Raw genomic sequence first — 15,788 nt, 5'->3', positions numbered from 1 at the left:
TGGTCGTACTAGAAAAGGAAAACGGCTGAGCACATGTGGACAGCCAAAGTTCGCGATTATAGGGCTGTTCCACCGTTGTTGAGAAAATAGTTTTCGCAAAATATGCATTTCCTATGCGTATTTATAAGCTAGAATGTCCGGGTTACTTTCTGAACAGCATCCGATGCGTCTGACCCGCTTTTCCGACATCGGCCTGCGCGTGCTGATTTACCTCGAGCGCGCCGGCGAACGCCCGCACCCGGTGACGGTGGCGGAGATCGCCACGCAGTTCGACATTCCGCTGAACCACCTGGTGAAGGTGGTCGGCCACCTGGCCCGCGCCGGCTGGGTACGCGCCATGCGCGGCCGCAACGGCGGCCTGCGCCTGGCCGCCGATCCGCAGGTGCTGACCGTCGGCCAGGTGCTGCGCGAACTGGAAGGCGACGAGGAACTGGTCGACTGCGAAGGCACAAAGTGCGGCCTCAGCCTGGACTGCCAGCTGCGCGGCGTTTTAAAGGCCGGCATGCGCGCCTTCTATGCCGAGATGGACCGCTACACGCTGGCCCGCATCACCGAGGGCGGCACCGGCGAGCAGATCGTGCGGATGCACAAGATGTTCTGGAGTGGCGCCGGAGGTACAGCGTAGGGTGGGTTCTCCGAACCCACCAATGCATGCCAACCGTTTGCCATACCGGGTTGATGTAGGGTGGACTCCCGAGTCCACGCGGTACATCAGCTCCGCAGCCGCTCCTTTATTTTTCCCGCCAGCCCATGCCGGCGTTTTTTTAAAATTTAAATATGCATTTCATTTGCATGAATAAGGAAACAACATGATCTCCGCCGCTTCCCGCCCCTACATCGATGCCAGCGTCCCGGTCCTGCGCGAGCACGGCCTCGCCATCACCAGCCTGTTCTACAAGAACATGCTGGGCGAGCACCCGGAGCTGACGCGCCTGTTCAACATGGGCAACCAGGCGCGCGGCGCGCAGCAGCAGTCGCTGGCATCCGCCGTCTTCGCCTACGCCGCGAACATCGGCACGCCGGAAGCGCTGGGGCCGGTGGTCAAGCGCATCGTGCACAAGCACGTCTCGGTCGGCATCCGCGCCGAGCACTACCCGATCGTCGGCCGCCACCTGCTGGCGTCGATCTCCGCCACCCTGGGCGAAGCCGCCACGCCGCCGCTGCTCGACGCCTGGGCCGAAGCCTACAACGCGCTGGCCAAGCTGCTGATCGCCGCCGAGGCCGAGATGTACAGCACCGCGGGCATCGAGCCCGGCGCCACCCGCCCGATGCGCGTGACGGAAGTGAAGCGCGAGAGCGACAACGTGCTGTCGATCCGCTTCGTCGCCGACGACGGCCAGCCCCTGCCGGCCTTCCAGGCCGGCCAGTACGTCAGCGTCGCCGTCGACCTGCCGGGCGGGCGCCACCAGCTGCGCCAGTACAGTTTGTCGGATGCTGCTGGCAAGGACGGCATGCGCATTTCGGTCAAGCGCGAAGACGCAATCGATACCACGCCGGCCGGCGAAGTGTCGAACTGGATCCATGCGAACGTGGAAGTGGGCAGCGTGCTGCGGGTGACGCATCCGTTCGGCGAATTCACGCCGGATACCGAGTCGGATGAGACGATCGTGCTGCTGTCGGCCGGCGTCGGCATCACGCCGATGGTGTCGGCGCTGAACCGGATCGCGCTGGTCAATCCGCAGCGCCGCGTGATCTTTGCCCATGCGGCGCGCGATGCGCGGCACCATCCGCTCCAGGCCGACGTGGCGGCGGCGCAGGCCGTGATGCCGAATCTGCAGATGGTGACGTTCTACGAAGAGGCGAATGGCGAGGCCGACGTGCTGGCTGGTCGCATGGAGGTAGCGCGCCTGCCCGAGTGGGAGCGCGATGCGGCCGAGGTGTGGGTGTGCGGCCCCCTGAAATTCATGCAGGCGCAGTGGCTGGCGCTACTGGATGCCGGCGTGCCGCCTGCGCGTCTGCACCGCGAGGTGTTCGGGCCGGAGTTGCTGGATCACTTGCTGTAATACCGACGTTCGAACGGTCGAAACCTGACCCGTACGGTGGGCACGGAGTGCCCACCGTACGGTTGAAGCCTCGGGCTATCGGATACGGAACCGAGACACCCCGTCCGCTTACATCACCTGCACGCCACGCCCGCTGATCGTACGCTGCGCCGGCTGCCCATACACGCGGATCGGACCCGAACCACTGGCCTGCGCCACCACCGACTGGCGCACGGTGGCCGAAATCCCGCCCGAGCCGCTTGTGCTCAATTCACCCTGCTCGCTGGTGAGATTCACCAGGTCCACACTGCCCGAGCCGCTCACGCTCACGTTCAAGCGCTGCACGGCGCCACCCGCTTCCACCCGACCCGATCCGCTGACCGAAGCGCGCGCATAATCGCCGCGTACCTGGCCCACGCTCAGGCGTCCGGACCCGCTCACCCCCATGCGTGCGCTGCCGGCGCGAAGCTCGGTCGCTTCGATCTTGCCCGAACCGGCCACACTGGCTTCAAGGTCGGCAACGTCGCCATACAGGCGCGTCACGCCCGAGCCGCCCTGGCGCACTTCCAGCGGATCGCCGCGCAAGTCGCGCACGGTCACATTGCCCGAACCGCCAGCGCGCAGCTCGGTCAGGCGCGGCGTGGTGTAGATGACTTTCAAGGGCGTGGTGCTGCGCAGGCGGCCTTCGGTGCCGATGTGCAGGGTCGAGCCGCGCACTTCGGTTTGCACGTAGCGCACCAGGTTACTGTCGCCTTCGACCACCAGCGACGGCGCCGCGCCGACGCGCACCTCGACGATCATCGACCCGCCCACGTTCAGCCCGGTCAGGGCCGCCACGCTGCGTACGTCGCGTGTCGCAACGCCATCGCCTTCCACCGTCTTGCCGCTGAACGGCGTGTGGACCGTGTAGTCGCTTCCCGGAGGACCGGCAACGATGATGCAGCCACTGAGAGCGCCGGTCAGAGTAGCGGCACAGGCGAGAGCGAGCAGAGTACGCATAATGGGACCTTTTCTTGTCGTGGTGGAGCGCCGCAGCGCTGATGTTGCCACTCTAGAATCTGTCCCAACCGCTGTCGCGCACCCTGCGACAGACTGCGCTTTTGCCGGGTTGAACCGTGCAAACACGCGGATCAGCGTTGTCCGAGCCGGGTGTCGCCGAACAGGTTCTTGAACTGGTGCGGCTGCGAGCGCCAGTACTGCTGCGGCGCGGCCACCTGGGCGCCGAGTTCGGCGGCGGCATGCCAGGGCCAGCGCGGGTTGTAGAGCATGGCGCGCGCCAGCGCCACCATGTCGGCCTGGCCCGATTGCAGGATGTGCTCGGCCTGCTGCGGCTCGGTGATCAGGCCCACGCCGATCGTTGGCATGCTGGTCTCGCGCTTGATCCGTTCGGCGAACGCGATCTGGTAGCCGGCGCCGACCGGGATCTTCTGCTGCGGCGACAGCCCGCCGCTCGACACGTGGATGAAGTGGCAGCCGCGCTTTTCCAGCTCCCTGGCGAAGACCACGCTTTCCTCGATGTTCCAGCCGCCCTCGACCCAGTCGGTGGCCGAGATGCGCATGCCGACGGCCATGGTCTCGGGCACCGCTGCCTGCACCGCCTCCAGCACTTCGAGCGGATAGCGCATGCGGTTTTCCAGCGAGCCGCCATACTGGTCTTCGCGCCGGTTCGACAGCGGCGACAGGAATTCGTGCAGCAGGTAGCCGTGGGCGCCGTGCAGCTCGATGCCGTCCAGGTCGAGGGCGGCGGCGCGGCGGGCGGCTTCCACGAAGCCCTGCTTGATGCGCTGCAGGCCGGCGGCGTCCAGCGCCAGCGGCACGGTTTCGCCTTCGGCATGCGGCACGGCGGACGGCGCCACCGTCTGCCAGCCGCGCTCCTCGTCGGGCTTGATGTTGGCGCCGCCCAGCCAGGGCGCCGCACTCGACGCCTTGCGGCCGGCATGCGCCAGCTGCACCGCGACCTTGATCGGCGAGTGCTTGCGGATGGCGGCGATGATCGGTTGCAGGGCGTCGAGGTGGGCGTCGGACCACAGGCCCAGGTCGTCGGGCGAGATGCGGCCTTCCGGAGTGACGGCGGTGGCCTCGATGATCAGGAGCGAGGCGCCGGACAGGGCCAGGTGGCCAAGGTGGATCATGTGCCAGTCGGTGGCCAGGCCTTCGTCGGCCGAGTACTGGCACATCGGGGCGATGGCGATGCGGTTGGACAGCGCCAGCGGTCCGAGTTGATAGGGGGAAAACAGCTTGCTGCTCATGGACGGCTCCGGTCTTGTGCAAAGCACAAAGTCTATCGAAGCTTGTTCAATTGTGCAGACGCAAGGGAGTTTTTGGGGTGCGGGGTATGGGGTGCGGGTGCGGGTGCGGGTGGGGGTGCGGGTGCGGGTGCGGGTGCGGGTGCGGGTGCGGGTGCGGGTGCGGGTGCGGGGCGAGGGCGAGGGCGGGGTCGTACGGTGGGCACTCCGTGCCCACGCGGTTACGTGCTCGTCCGTTAGTCAGCGGCGGCGACTATTCGCCCCGAAACGTCAACAATGGAAATAGCGCTAGCCGGGCGCTCCGGAGACGCTGCCGATACGCGACGGGCGTGCCATCATCCAGCGCCAACGATGGTCATCATTCTGCGTGGGCACGGCGTGCCCACCGTACGGGGGCCGGAACCGCAAACGATATAAAAAAAGCCGCGATCTCTCGCGGCTTCGGTTCAATCGATGCGCACCACCATCAGGCCGGCGCGCAGGCCGACCCGCACATCGGGATTCGGAAACACCACCATCTCCTCTTCATGGAACACGGTATACACCGTCTCCCCATCGGTGGCGATGACCTCGCCGCGTTTCAGCGAAGCGAAGTTCGGCGTCTCCTTGCTGAAGCCCATGGTAAAGGCATCCGACAGCTTGATCACTTCCTGCGCCACCTTGAACACATGCGGCGCGGCCTTGGCCGGCGGCGCCTGCACGCCGCGCAGCATGGCGTCGAGCGCGGCCGAGGCATCGGCAAACTGGGCCAGGTTGTTCTGCCCCAGCGTGCCCACCCGCCCCAGCTCCACCGTACTGCCGGCGGCGCCGTGGTGCTCGCTCGAGTAGTAGCTGTAGGTGCCGGCCGACTTCGGATTCATGATGATGGCCTGGATCGCGGCCTCGCCCAGCCAGCGGATCAAGTCCGCCTTGCGCCCGTCCGCGATCAAATCCGGCACGATCGCGAACATTGGATAGTGCGAGGCGCGGATCGCGGTGTGCAAATCCAGGTGCCAGCGCACTGGGCCGGCATCGGCGAAGAACGCATCGGTCGCGGCGACGATCTCGTCGGCCCGCGCGCTCTCGAAGGTGCCAGCCAGCGCACCGCGGTCGCGCTTGAACATGCGGTTCAAGTCCGCATCGATGAAACGCTTGCCGGCGGCGATGGCATCGATGTTCCCGACGCAGAGCATCAGGTCCACTGCCAGCGCCGACGGTTCGCGCGACAGGGCTTCGATCACGTGGGCGACCATTTCGATCGGCCCGGTCTCGTCGCCGTGCACGCCAACCGACAGCAGCACCGCCTCACGGTTAATGCCACCATTCGAACCCTTCACCGTCAGGATGCCCTTGGCAGGCATCCCGACGGCGAACCCCGCGTCCGCGAAGCGCTGCGCGACCGTGCCGAAATCGGCCTCGGCCAGCGCGCGCACCGCGTCCGGCACCTGTGCCTGGTCGGGTGCGCTCATCGCTCAGGCCGCCAGACGCTCTGGGTTTGAGCTTTCCGACAGCGCCCAGACGTCCAGCATCGCTTCTTCGAGGTCGGTGACCTGCGCGTAGCCCTTCAGGCCACGCTCGGCCGTGACCGCATCGACGGCAGCCAGCGCGTCACCCGTGCCGGCACGCTCGATCACCTGCAGCAGCAGGCGCTGCTGGGTGCGGCGCAGTGCCTGCATCGCGTAGTTGCGCAGTTGCTCCTGCGACTTGCTGGTGGCCGGCAGCTTCAGGCCGCGCTCCAGCGTGTCGATGCCGGCGCGCTCGCGCAGCGCCATGCCGACCTGCAGGAACCGGGCCAGGGTCATGCCGGCCGGGCGCTGCACCGATACCGCAGCGAACAGGAAGGTGGCCAGCGACTCGATGGCCTCGACCGCCTTCCAGGACGCGACGAAGTTCTTGCTCAGGCCAGCGTGGCCGTCGGCTTCCGACTTGGCCGGCATCAGCTGGCGCATCTGGTCGCTGCTCGCGAACAGCGAGGTCAGTTCCTGCATGCCGTCGGCGCCTGCCGGCATCGACAGCACGCCTTCCATCACGGCGCGCAGCAGCGCGCGGGTGCGGGCGTCGACCGCGATCGAGACTTCACGCGGCACGTTCAGCGCATCGGCGTCGAGTGCGTCGAAGACCGGCGCCAGTTGCAGCGCCGACCAGCCACGGCCCCAGGCTTTCACGACTTCGGCGTCGTCGATGCGGTGCTCGGCGGCCAGGTCGCGGATCATCAGCGGACCGCAGCGGTTGACCGCTTCGTTCGCCAGCACGGTGGCCAGGATGGTGTTGGCCAGCGGATGATCGAGCGGATCGCGGGTGGCGACCAGCTGGGCGGGGAAGTAAGGACGCAGCACGGTGTCGGCCCATGGCTCATCCGTCAGCGGCAGCGTCGCCAGGATGCGCTTGAAGCGGTTCTTCACGTTTGCCACCACGACCGCCAGTTCCGGCGCCGTCAGGCCTTCGCCTTGCGCCTTGCGGCGCTGCAGTTCGGCGTCCGTCGGCAGCTGTTCCAGCTCGCGCGAGACCGCGCCTTCGCTTTCCAGGCTGGTGATCAGCGCGGCGTAGGCGTCGACCACCGAGGCGTTCGACTGGGCCTGCACTTCGCGCGTCAGCAGGTGGGTCTGCTGCGAGTTGTCGCGCAGGACCAGCTTCTCGACGTCGCCGGTCATCTCGTTCAGAATGCGGTTACGGTCGGCTTCCGGCAGCTTGCCGAGGTTGACTTCGGTGTCCAGCCAGATCTTGATGTTGACTTCGTGGTCCGAGCAATCCACGCCGGCCGAGTTGTCGATCGCATCGGTGAAGATGCGGCCGCCGTTCAGCGCGAACTCGATACGGCCGGCCTGGGTCGCGCCCAGGTTGCCGCCTTCGGCCACGACCTTGCAACGCAGCTCGTTGCCGCTGACGCGGATGCGGTCGTTGGCGCGGTCCTTCACTTGCGCGTGGGTCTCGTTCGAAGCCTTGATGTAGGTACCGATGCCGCCGTTGTAGAACAGGTCCACAGGCGCCAGCAGGATGCGGTGCATCAGCTCTTCCGGCGCCAGCGACGTTTCCTTGATGTCCAGCGCGGCGCGCACTTCAGGCGTCAGCTCGATCGAACGGGCCGAGCGCGGGAACACGCCGCCGCCCTGCGAGATCAGGCTCTTGTCGTAGTCTTCCCACGACGAACGCGGCAGCGCGAACATGCGCTGGCGTTCCTTGAACGAGACTTCGACGTCCGGGGTCGGATCGAGGAAGATGTGGCGGTGGTCGAACGCGGCCAGTACTTTCAGCTGGCGCGACAGCAGCACGCCGTTGCCGAACACGTCGCCCGACATGTCGCCCACGCCGACCATGGTGATCGGGGTGGTGCTCATGTCGTGGCCCAGTTCGTAGAAGTGGCGCTTGACGGCTTCGAACGCGCCCTTGGCGGTGATGCCCATCTTCTTGTGATCGTAGCCGTTCGAGCCGCCCGACGCGAACGCGTCGCCCAGCCAGAAGCCGCGCTGCACGGCGATGCCGTTGGCGATGTCGGAGAAGGTTGCGGTGCCCTTGTCGGCGGCCACCACCAGGTAAGGATCGTCCTGGTCGTAGCGCACGGTGTCCTGCGGCGGCACGATGGCGCCGCGCTCGCGGTTGTCGGTCACTTCCAGCAGGCTGGAGATGAACATGCGGTAGCAGGCTTCGCCCTCTGCGGCCATGATTTCGCGTGGCGCGTCCTTCGGCATCTGCTTGCAGACGAAACCACCCTTCGAGCCGGCCGGCACGATGACGGCGTTCTTGACCATCTGCGCCTTCACCAGGCCCAGCACCTCGGTGCGGTAGTCTTCCATGCGGTCCGACCAGCGCAGGCCGCCGCGGGCGACCGGGCCGCCGCGCAGGTGCACGCCTTCGAAGCGGCGCGAGAACACGTAGATCTCGCGGTAAGGACGCGGCTCCGGCGCCAGCGCCAGGTTGCTGGTGTCGAACTTGAAGATGATCTTCTCGCCGCTGTTCTGGAAGTAGTTGGTGCGCACGGTGGCCAGGGCCAGGTCGACCAGGGCCGCCATGATTTCCTCGGTGTCGGCGTGGTTCACGCTCGACAGGCCGGCCTTCAGGGCACTCAGTTTCGCGGTGCCGGCGTCATGCTCGGACTGCGACAGTTTCGGGTCGAAGCGCTGCACGAAGCCGGTCACGAATTCCTTGACCAGGTCCGGCTGCATGCGCAGGGTCTCGGCCATGTAGCGCACCGAGAACTTCGAGCCCAGCTGGCGCCAGTAGCTGATGTAGCCGCGCACCAGCTGCACTTCGCGCATCGACAAACCGCCTTCGATGGTCAGGCCGTTCATGCGGCCGTCTTCGGCTTCGTCGTTGAACAGCGCGGTGAACAGTTCCTCGGCCACCGGTGCGATGCCGGCTTTCACCAGCTTGGCGCCGCTTTCGTCGTCGACGGCCAGGGCGGTCACGTGGTGACGCACGCCGTCGGCGGTGGTGATCGCCCAGGTCTGTTCGCGGTCGACGGCGATGCCGGCGTTCTGCAGGGCCGGCAGGATGCGCGACAGCGACGGCACGTTCTCGTTCGAGTACAGGCGGATCGAGGCGTCGCGCGCGGCGTTACCCTCGCCGCTGCCCGGCTCGATGCGCACGGCCACGCGCTCGTGCTGGCCGATGCTCAGCATGGCTTGCAGGTCGCGGAAGGCGACGTCCGGCGCAGTGGCGGTGACGAACGACACCGGCAGGTTGGCGCCAAGCTTGCGCAGGCTGCTGCGCTGGGCGTGGTCTTCCACGCCGCCGGTCATGGCGGCGAAGCGGTCGTGCCAGCCGTCCAGCACGGCCAGCAGCGGCTGCTGGATGTCGGTTTCCAGGTCGAGCGGGTTGCGCGCGGCGTGGGCGATCAGGTAGACGCGGGCCAGCGGACCGTCTGCCACCAGGGTCTGCACGCGCACGTCATGCGCGCCCGAGCTTTCCTTCAGGGCTTGCGCCAGCGAGGCGGCCACCGCTGCGCTGTAGCGCTCGCGCGGCAGGTAGACCAGGGCGTTCAGGTGGCGGCCATACACGTCGCGGCGCGCAAAGACTTTCGGGCGCGGCTGCTTGTACAGCGAGACGACCGAGCTGCACACCTGCGCCAGCCATTCCGGATCGGCTTCCAGCGCTTCGGTGCGCGGCAGCGACTCCATGATTTCCAGGAATTTCTCGGCGCGGAAGCCTTCCTGGCGCACGCCGGCCAGGCTCAGGACTTTCGCCACGCGGCCGCGCGCGAACGGCAGGCGCGCCAGCGGGGTCGAGGTGGCGGCGCGGGTGAACAGGCCGACGAAGCAGTGCTCGCCGAGGATGTTGCCTTGCGCATCGGTGTTGCGCACGCCGATGAAGTCGAGCGGCTGGTCGCGGTGCAGGGTGCCTTCGACGTCGGCCTTCACGATCGACAGGGTCTCGGCGCGGCCGGACAGGGTCGCGAGTTCGCCCGGGATGTTGGCCAGGCAGGTGCCGTAGACCGGATGCGCAGTGTCTTTCAGGACGCCGATGCGGCTCGGGATGTCGCGCACCAGCTGCGGCTGGCCCGGCTGCACTTCGTAGTAGGCGTAGCCGAAGGGCTCGAAGCCTTCGTTCTTGGCCCACTCGAGGAAGGCGGCCACTTCCTGGCCGGCCGGGGTGCCGTGGGCGCTGGCCGCGGCGGCGACTTCGGTCATGCGGTCGCCCATGGCCACCGCGTCGCGGTGCACGGTGGCGGCGTCGTTGGCGACCATGCGGATGCGCGCGGTCAGCTTGTCGAGTTCTTCGAAGGCGAGTTCGTCGTTCAGCAGGACAAGGACGTAGGACTCAAGCGGAGAGCCGGCGGCGCCGACAGCGGCGACCATGCCCGATGCGTCGCGCTGCACCGGCAGCACGGCGTTCATCACGCCGGCGGCCAGGATGCGCTCCTTGCGCAGGGCCATGACGAAGGAATCGACCAGGTAAGGCATGTCGTCGTTGACGATCAACAGGGCCGTGGCGGTGCCGCCCTTGGTGTCGTTGTAGCGCAGTTGCGCGATCTGGCAACCCTGGGTGCGCTTCGCGGCCTGCATGAAGCCGTCCCACAGGACGGGCGCCAGGGCTTGCGGCGCGATGCCGGCCAGGTCTTCTTCGTCGAGGGAGCGGATCCAGGCGGTGATCAGGGCCGTGACCGGCTCGGTCGCGCCGGCTGCCGGCTGGTTGGTCACCAGGGCCAGGGTCTGGGTGCGCAGATCTTGCGTCATGTCGTTCATTGTGCTTCTCCAAGCTTGATGTTGTCGCCTGCGCGCGCTACGGCTTGTGGCTTTGCATGCACCGGCGTTTGGTGGGCGGGGTTGTCCCGTCCAGGTCCTTGGCTTCCTTGTCCTGGAAGCGTGTAACTCGTTTGTCGTTCGATGCCGGCGCGGTGGGCGCCTGGCGTCGGTTCTTTGCTGCTGTTGTTGCTGTTCTGCTGTTCTATTGGTGGGTTCGAGAACCCACCCTACGTGCTTTGCTTTGCTACTTTGCGACGCGGTATCTCTGTTCTACCGTCGTACCGCGTGGACTCAGGAGCCTTGCGCGGCCCGGCCCACCCTACAAACCCGCACATCGTAGGGTGGGTTCTTGAACCCACCAATTTAATCATCCGATCATCCGAGTAAGGTAGGGTGGGTTCTCGAACCCACCGGTTCTACCATCCGATCAACCGAAATCGTACAACCCCGGCAAACCGAGAATCCGCTCCAGCGCCTCCAGCGCCGCTTGGCACTCGATCGCCAACTGCGGATCCATCAAATCCTTCGGCTCCACGCGATCCCGGTAATGCTTCTCGACCCACTCGACCAGCTGCGCATACAGCGCCTCGGTCATGATCACGCCGCCGTGCATGCTTGCGGCCTGCTCGTCGGTCAGCGCCACGCGTAGACGCAGGCAGGCGGGGCCGCCGCCGTTGCGCATGCTCTGGCGCAGGTCGAATTCGATCAGTTCGTCAATCGGCCCGCCGCCCGTTACCAACCCGGACAGATAACGCGCCACGGCATCGTTCTCGCGGCATTCGTGCGGCACCACCAGCGCCATCTTGCCGTCTGGCTTGGACAGCAACTGGCTGTTGAACAAATAGCTGGCCACCGCATCGGCCACCGGCACCATGCCGGTCTCCACGCGCACCGGCGCAAACTCGAAGCCTACACCCGCAGCCGTGCGGCGCAGCGCATCGATGGTCGCCGCTTCGTCGGCAAAGGCCTGCTCGTGGTAGAACAGCACGTTGCCGTTGCCGACCGCGATCACGTCGTTGTGGAACACACCCTGGTCGATCACGTCCGGGTTCTGCGAGGCGAACACGGTGCGCGCCGGGTCCAGGCCGTGCAGGCGCGCCACGGCCTGCGAGGCTTCCAGGGTCTGGCGCGCCGGGTATTTTTTCGGGGCCGGGGCCGATGGGTCGAACTCGACGCGGCCATACACGAAGAACTCCACGCCCGGTGCGCCATGGTCGGCGGCAAAGCGGGTGTGGTTCGCCGCGCCTTCGTCGCCAAATGCCGGCGTGGCCGGCAGCGTGTCGTGCACCACGAAGTGATCGTGGTCCGCAAAAATATGACGCAGCGTGCGCGTGGCCTGCACGTGCTCTTCCGAGCGATGCAGCTTGTTGTTCAGGTTGGCGGCGGTGAAGTGCACGCGGCCGTCGCGGGTGTCGGCCGAGGGGCTGACCGTCGCCGCGTTCGCGGTCCACATCGGCGCGGCCGACCAGGCGCAGGACAGGATCACCGGCGCCTCGCGCCAGGCTTGCGCCAGCACGTCGGCATCGGTACCCGAGAAGCCCAGGCTGCGCAGCAGGCGGAAGTTCGGACGCGCCTGCGGCGGCATCACGGCCTGGCCGAAGCCGCGTGCGGCCAGGGCGCGCATCTTGGCCAGGCCCTGCAGCGCCGCCTGGCGCGGGTTCGAGGCGCTCTTCACGTTGCTGAACGAAGCGACGTTGCCGAACGAGAGGCCGGCGTAGTTGTGCGACGGGCCGACCAGGCCGTCGAAGTTGTATTCGCGTGCGTTGTACATTAGAAGCTCAATTAAAAGCTCAGGCCAGGCGACAGCTTGGCCGGCATTTCCAGTTCGGAGGTTTCGATCGAGGCGACCGGGTAGGCGCAGTAGTCGGCTGCATAATAGGCGCTTGGACGGTGGTTGCCCGATTTACCCACGCCGCCGAACGGCGCCGAGCTGGCCGCGCCCGTGGTCGGACGGTTCCAGTTGACGATGCCGGCGCGGGCGCGCACGGCGAAGTGCTTCCACAGTTCTTCCGACGGCGACAAGAGCGCCGCGGCCAGGCCGAACTCGGTGGCGTTCGCCACCTTCAGCGCCGCATCGAAATCCTTTACACGCACGATTTGCAGCAGCGGGCCGAACCACTCTTCATCCGGAATGCCCTGCGCATCGGTCACGTCGACGATGCCGGCGGTGACGAAGCCGGCATTCGGGTCGAGCTGGCGCATCTGCAGCAGTACCTTGCCGCCCTTCTGCTCCATCTCGGCCTGCGCCTGTACCAGGCGCGCGGCAACCGCTGCCGAAACCACAGGTCCCATGAAAGGCTGCGGCTCGGCGTTCGACGGGCCGACCTGCAGCTTGCTCGCTACTTCCACCAGACGGTCGATAAAGGCCTGGCCGTGTTCATTGTCTTGCACCACCAGGCGGCGCGCGCAGGTGCAGCGCTGGCCGGCCGAGATGAATGCCGACATCACGGCGTGGTGCACGGCCGGGTCGATCTCCTTCACGTCCCACACCACGAGCGGGTTGTTGCCGCCCATTTCCAGCGCCAGCATCTTGCCCGGCTGGCCGCCGAACTGCTTGTGCAGGGCAGCGCCGGTCTGGCTGCTGCCGGTGAACAGCACGCCGTCGATCTGCGGCTGTGCGCCGAGGGCGATGCCGGTATTCCGGCCGCCGTTCACCAGGTTCAGCACGCCCTTCGGCAGGCCGGCCTGTGCCCACAGCTGCACGGTTTTCACCGCGGTGCGCGGCGCATATTCGCTCGGCTTGAACACCACCGTGTTCCCGGCGATCAGGGCCGGCACGATGTGGCCGTTCGGCAGGTGGCCGGGGAAGTTGTAGGGGCCATACACGGCGAACACGCCGTGCGGACGGTGGCGCAGCACGGCGTTGCCGTCGGCGACCTTGGCATTCGTTTCGCCGGTGCGCGCGCCGTAGGACTGGACCGAGATGTCGATCTTGTTGGCCATGGTCGCCACTTCGGTGCGTGCTTCCCACAGCGGCTTGCCGACTTCCTCGGCGATGGTCGCGGCCAGCTCTTCCGCGTTTTCCTTCAGCAGGTCGCGGAAGCGCGTGCAGATGGCGATGCGTTCTTCCAGCGGCATCAAGGCCCAGTCCTCGAAGGCGTCGCGGGCGGCTTGCGCGGCGCGAGCGACGTCGTCTTCGTTCGACTCGTTGCTGGTCCAGGTCTGGCGCCCGGTGGACGGATCGACCGTGACCAGTTCCGCGCCGCTGCCGGCGAGCCATTCGCCGTTGATGTAGTTCGACAAATTATCCATTGTTCTTCCTGACGTTGAGTGACAGCGTGCGCACCGTGTCGCCCGCCTCGCAATGCAGCAGCGCCAGCTCGTCGGCCGAGAGCACCGCTTCCGTGCCGTCGATCGTGGTCTGCGCCAGCACCATCCGGAAATCGTGCAGCTTCGTGTTCGACACCAACATGCAGTCGGTTTCGCCCTCGGGCTTGCCCTCGACGGCCACGCGCAGCACGCTGTCGCGTACCGAGCGCAGGTCTGACACGCGGCCCTGCAGCACCGGACCGGCATCGAAGATGTCGACATAGCCGTCGTAGTGCATGCCTTCCTGCTCCAGCAGCTTGCGCGCTGGGAGGGTCGAGCGGTGTACCTGGCCGATCACTTCGCGCGCCGAATCCGGCAGGTAATCCACGTACAGCGGCTGGCGCGGCATCAGCTCGGCGATGAAGGATTTTTTTCCAATCGCGGTCAGGCCGTCGACATGGTTGAAATCCATCTTGAAGAAGTGACGCCCGAGGCCTTCGTAAAAGGGGCTGGTGCCGTCTTCCAGCAAGTAGCCGCGCATCTCGGCGATGATCTTCTCGGTGAACAGCTGCTGGAACTGGGCGATGAACAGGAAGCGGCTCTTCGACAGCCACTTGCCGTTGTAGCCGCCACTGCGGTAGTCAGGCTGCAGGAACAGCGAGCACAGTTCGGTGGCGCCGGTGAGATCGTTCGACAGGTACAGGGTTTCCATGCGCGTGAACACGTTCAGTTCGCGGCTGGAATGCACCAGGGTGCCGATGCGGTAGTTATAGAACGGCTCGGTCAGGCCGACCGCGCCCTTGATGGCGCAGATGCCGGCCAGGCGGCCATTGCTCGTGTCTTCGAGCACGAACATGTAGTCGCGCTCTTCGGGCGGAATCGTCTCGGCAAACGAGGCGACGGCGCAGTCGACGCGGTCGCCCAGCATCTTGCGGTCGGGCTTCAGGGTGGTCATGCCGCTGCCGACCTGGGTGGCCAGGTCGATCAGGCCGTCGAGGTCGGAAGCAGCGATGGAACGAATGACGAGCATGGTGCCTCTCTCAGATTCTGACGCAGATGACGGTGTCGCCCGGCGCCACGCCCAGCACCTTCTGTGCCTCGGCCGGCAGGCAGATGGCGTCGGAGGTATCGCAGGACGGGCAGGCCACGGTGACGGCGCGGAAGCGGTCGGCACTGGTGGCCACCGCATAGGTGACGGTGGCACCATTGCCGCGCGATGCGCTCTCGACGCGGCGCTGCTGCGAACCGCAGAACGAGCGCAGCGACAGTTTATGGGCCGCCAGGATCGGGCCGCCGTCGAAGATATCGACATATTCGTCCGCTTCGAAGCCCTCTTCCGTAAGCAGCTTGAAGGCCAGCTGGCCGCTCGGATGGATCTGGCCCATGGCCGCCTGGGCGTCGCCCGGCAGCAGCGGCACGTACACGGGGTAATGCGGCATCAGCTCGACGATCAGGGTGCGGTTGCGCGCCCCGCCGATGATGCGCTCGGCCTCGAGGAAATCCATCTTGAAGAACTTGCGGCCCAGCGCATTCCAGAACGGCGACTGGCCCTCGCCATCGGTCACGCCCGGCATCGGCACGAAGAAGCGGTCGCCGAAGCGGTGCGGCGCCAGCGCCGCGAACAGCAGGCGCGCACGCGACAGCAGCGCGGCCTCGATGCCGGCACGCGCGCGGTCGCGCAGATTGAAACCGGCCAGCTGCGAGCAGGCGGTAAGTTCCGAGCACAGCGTGAGCGCGTGCACGCTGTGGCTGATGTTCAGGTCGCGCGAGACCTGCTGGATGACGTCGTTGCGGAAGGCGAAATAGGTGCCGTTCGAGCCGGCCGAGGCATGTACGGCGGCGGTGCCGACGACCTCGTTGCTGGCCGTGTCTTCCAGCACGAACAAGTAGGACTCCTCGCTCGGGATATCGACCTGCGCCGCGAACGAGGCGATGGAACGCTCGACAAAGGCGGTGATCGCGTCGCGCGTGCGCGGCAGCGTGTGCACTCCCGGCGTCGTCACGGCGGCCAGGCTTTCCAGCGCGCCGATATCCGACAGTTCTACCGGACGGACAACATACATGTGAACTCCCAAAAAGACCTCAGTGCAAACGAACGGAGGCCCGCGCTGTTCCGCGGGCCTTGTTACTGCAAGGTGCTATGGCTTTTCGCG

The 15,788-nt window shown here is 66.5% G+C and carries 10 protein-coding genes; 2 read left to right on the top strand and 8 right to left on the bottom strand.

Annotation, left to right across the window (positions count from 1 at the left end; genetic code table 11):
* Positions 1-163: 163 nt before the first annotated feature.
* Together QPK31_RS22705 and QPK31_RS22700 are read left to right on the top strand one after the other, a co-directional pair.
* Positions 164-625 carry an Rrf2 family transcriptional regulator gene (locus QPK31_RS22705; RefSeq protein ID WP_290425165.1) on the top strand — a complete coding sequence of 154 codons (462 nt, stop codon included), beginning with the start codon at positions 164-166 and terminating at the stop codon, positions 623-625.
* 184 nt (positions 626-809) lie between these two features.
* Positions 810-2,003: a globin domain-containing protein gene (locus tag QPK31_RS22700; protein ID WP_290425164.1), complete on the top strand. Its 1,194-nt coding sequence runs from the start codon at positions 810-812 to the stop codon at positions 2,001-2,003.
* A 108-nt stretch (positions 2,004-2,111) separates the two neighbouring features.
* Here QPK31_RS22700 and QPK31_RS22695 read toward each other — a convergent pair whose 3' ends face one another.
* The 8 genes from QPK31_RS22695 to QPK31_RS22660 all read right to left on the bottom strand — a co-directional run bounded on the left by QPK31_RS22695 (position 2,112) and on the right by QPK31_RS22660 (position 15,698).
* The gene (locus QPK31_RS22695; RefSeq protein ID WP_290425163.1) at positions 2,112-2,981 is read right to left on the bottom strand and encodes a head GIN domain-containing protein; all 870 of its coding nucleotides are present in this window, start codon (positions 2,979-2,981) and stop codon (positions 2,112-2,114) included.
* 131 nt (positions 2,982-3,112) lie between these two features.
* On the bottom strand, positions 3,113-4,231 hold the full coding sequence (locus QPK31_RS22690; RefSeq protein WP_290425162.1) for an NADH:flavin oxidoreductase/NADH oxidase: 1,119 nt from the start codon (positions 4,229-4,231) through the stop codon (positions 3,113-3,115).
* Between the two features lie 443 nt (positions 4,232-4,674).
* Positions 4,675-5,676, bottom strand: a complete 1,002-nt coding sequence (locus QPK31_RS22685; RefSeq protein ID WP_290425161.1) for a succinylglutamate desuccinylase — start codon at positions 5,674-5,676, stop codon at positions 4,675-4,677.
* Between the two features lie 3 nt (positions 5,677-5,679).
* The gene (locus QPK31_RS22680) at positions 5,680-10,386 is read right to left on the bottom strand and encodes an NAD-glutamate dehydrogenase domain-containing protein (protein ID WP_290425160.1); all 4,707 of its coding nucleotides are present in this window, start codon (positions 10,384-10,386) and stop codon (positions 5,680-5,682) included.
* 427 nt (positions 10,387-10,813) lie between these two features.
* Entirely contained in the window at positions 10,814-12,157 is a 1,344-nt protein-coding gene (gene astB / locus QPK31_RS22675; RefSeq protein ID WP_290425159.1) for an N-succinylarginine dihydrolase, read from the bottom strand.
* Between the two features lie 11 nt (positions 12,158-12,168).
* Positions 12,169-13,638: a succinylglutamate-semialdehyde dehydrogenase gene (astD, locus tag QPK31_RS22670; RefSeq protein WP_290425158.1), complete on the bottom strand. Its 1,470-nt coding sequence runs from the start codon at positions 13,636-13,638 to the stop codon at positions 12,169-12,171.
* On the bottom strand, positions 13,631-14,665 hold the full coding sequence (astA, locus tag QPK31_RS22665) for an arginine N-succinyltransferase (RefSeq protein WP_290425157.1): 1,035 nt from the start codon (positions 14,663-14,665) through the stop codon (positions 13,631-13,633). Before astA ends, astD begins: the two co-directional genes overlap by 8 nt.
* A 10-nt stretch (positions 14,666-14,675) precedes the next feature.
* Positions 14,676-15,698 (bottom strand): arginine N-succinyltransferase, encoded by a 1,023-nt coding sequence (locus QPK31_RS22660; RefSeq protein WP_290425156.1) that lies wholly within the window; start codon positions 15,696-15,698, stop codon positions 14,676-14,678.
* Positions 15,699-15,788 lie beyond the last annotated feature (90 nt).

Origin of the sequence: Massilia sp. YIM B02769 (assembly GCF_030411995.1) — a bacterium.
GTDB lineage: Bacteria > Pseudomonadota > Gammaproteobacteria > Burkholderiales > Burkholderiaceae_D > Telluria.
Note: the sequence above shows the minus strand (reverse complement) of the source record. Positions and strands in the feature narration are given on the sequence as shown.

What these genes read in the sequence shown, in the direction of transcription:
- QPK31_RS22690 (WP_290425162.1), bottom strand. Translation starts at nt 4,231, where the DNA reads ATGAGCAGCAAGCTGTTTTCCCCCTATCAACTCGGACCGCTGGCGCTG.
- QPK31_RS22685 (WP_290425161.1), bottom strand. Translation starts at nt 5,676, where the DNA reads ATGAGCGCACCCGACCAGGCACAGGTGCCGGACGCGGTGCGCGCGCTG.
- astB (WP_290425159.1), bottom strand. Translation starts at nt 12,157, where the DNA reads ATGTACAACGCACGCGAATACAACTTCGACGGCCTGGTCGGCCCGTCG.
- astD (WP_290425158.1), bottom strand. Translation starts at nt 13,638, where the DNA reads ATGGATAATTTGTCGAACTACATCAACGGCGAATGGCTCGCCGGCAGC.
- QPK31_RS22680 (WP_290425160.1), bottom strand. Translation starts at nt 10,386, where the DNA reads ATGAACGACATGACGCAAGATCTGCGCACCCAGACCCTGGCCCTGGTG.
- QPK31_RS22660 (WP_290425156.1), bottom strand. Translation starts at nt 15,698, where the DNA reads ATGTATGTTGTCCGTCCGGTAGAACTGTCGGATATCGGCGCGCTGGAA.
- QPK31_RS22705 (WP_290425165.1), top strand. Translation starts at nt 164, where the DNA reads ATGCGTCTGACCCGCTTTTCCGACATCGGCCTGCGCGTGCTGATTTAC.
- astA (WP_290425157.1), bottom strand. Translation starts at nt 14,665, where the DNA reads ATGCTCGTCATTCGTTCCATCGCTGCTTCCGACCTCGACGGCCTGATC.
- QPK31_RS22695 (WP_290425163.1), bottom strand. Translation starts at nt 2,981, where the DNA reads ATGCGTACTCTGCTCGCTCTCGCCTGTGCCGCTACTCTGACCGGCGCT.
- QPK31_RS22700 (WP_290425164.1), top strand. Translation starts at nt 810, where the DNA reads ATGATCTCCGCCGCTTCCCGCCCCTACATCGATGCCAGCGTCCCGGTC.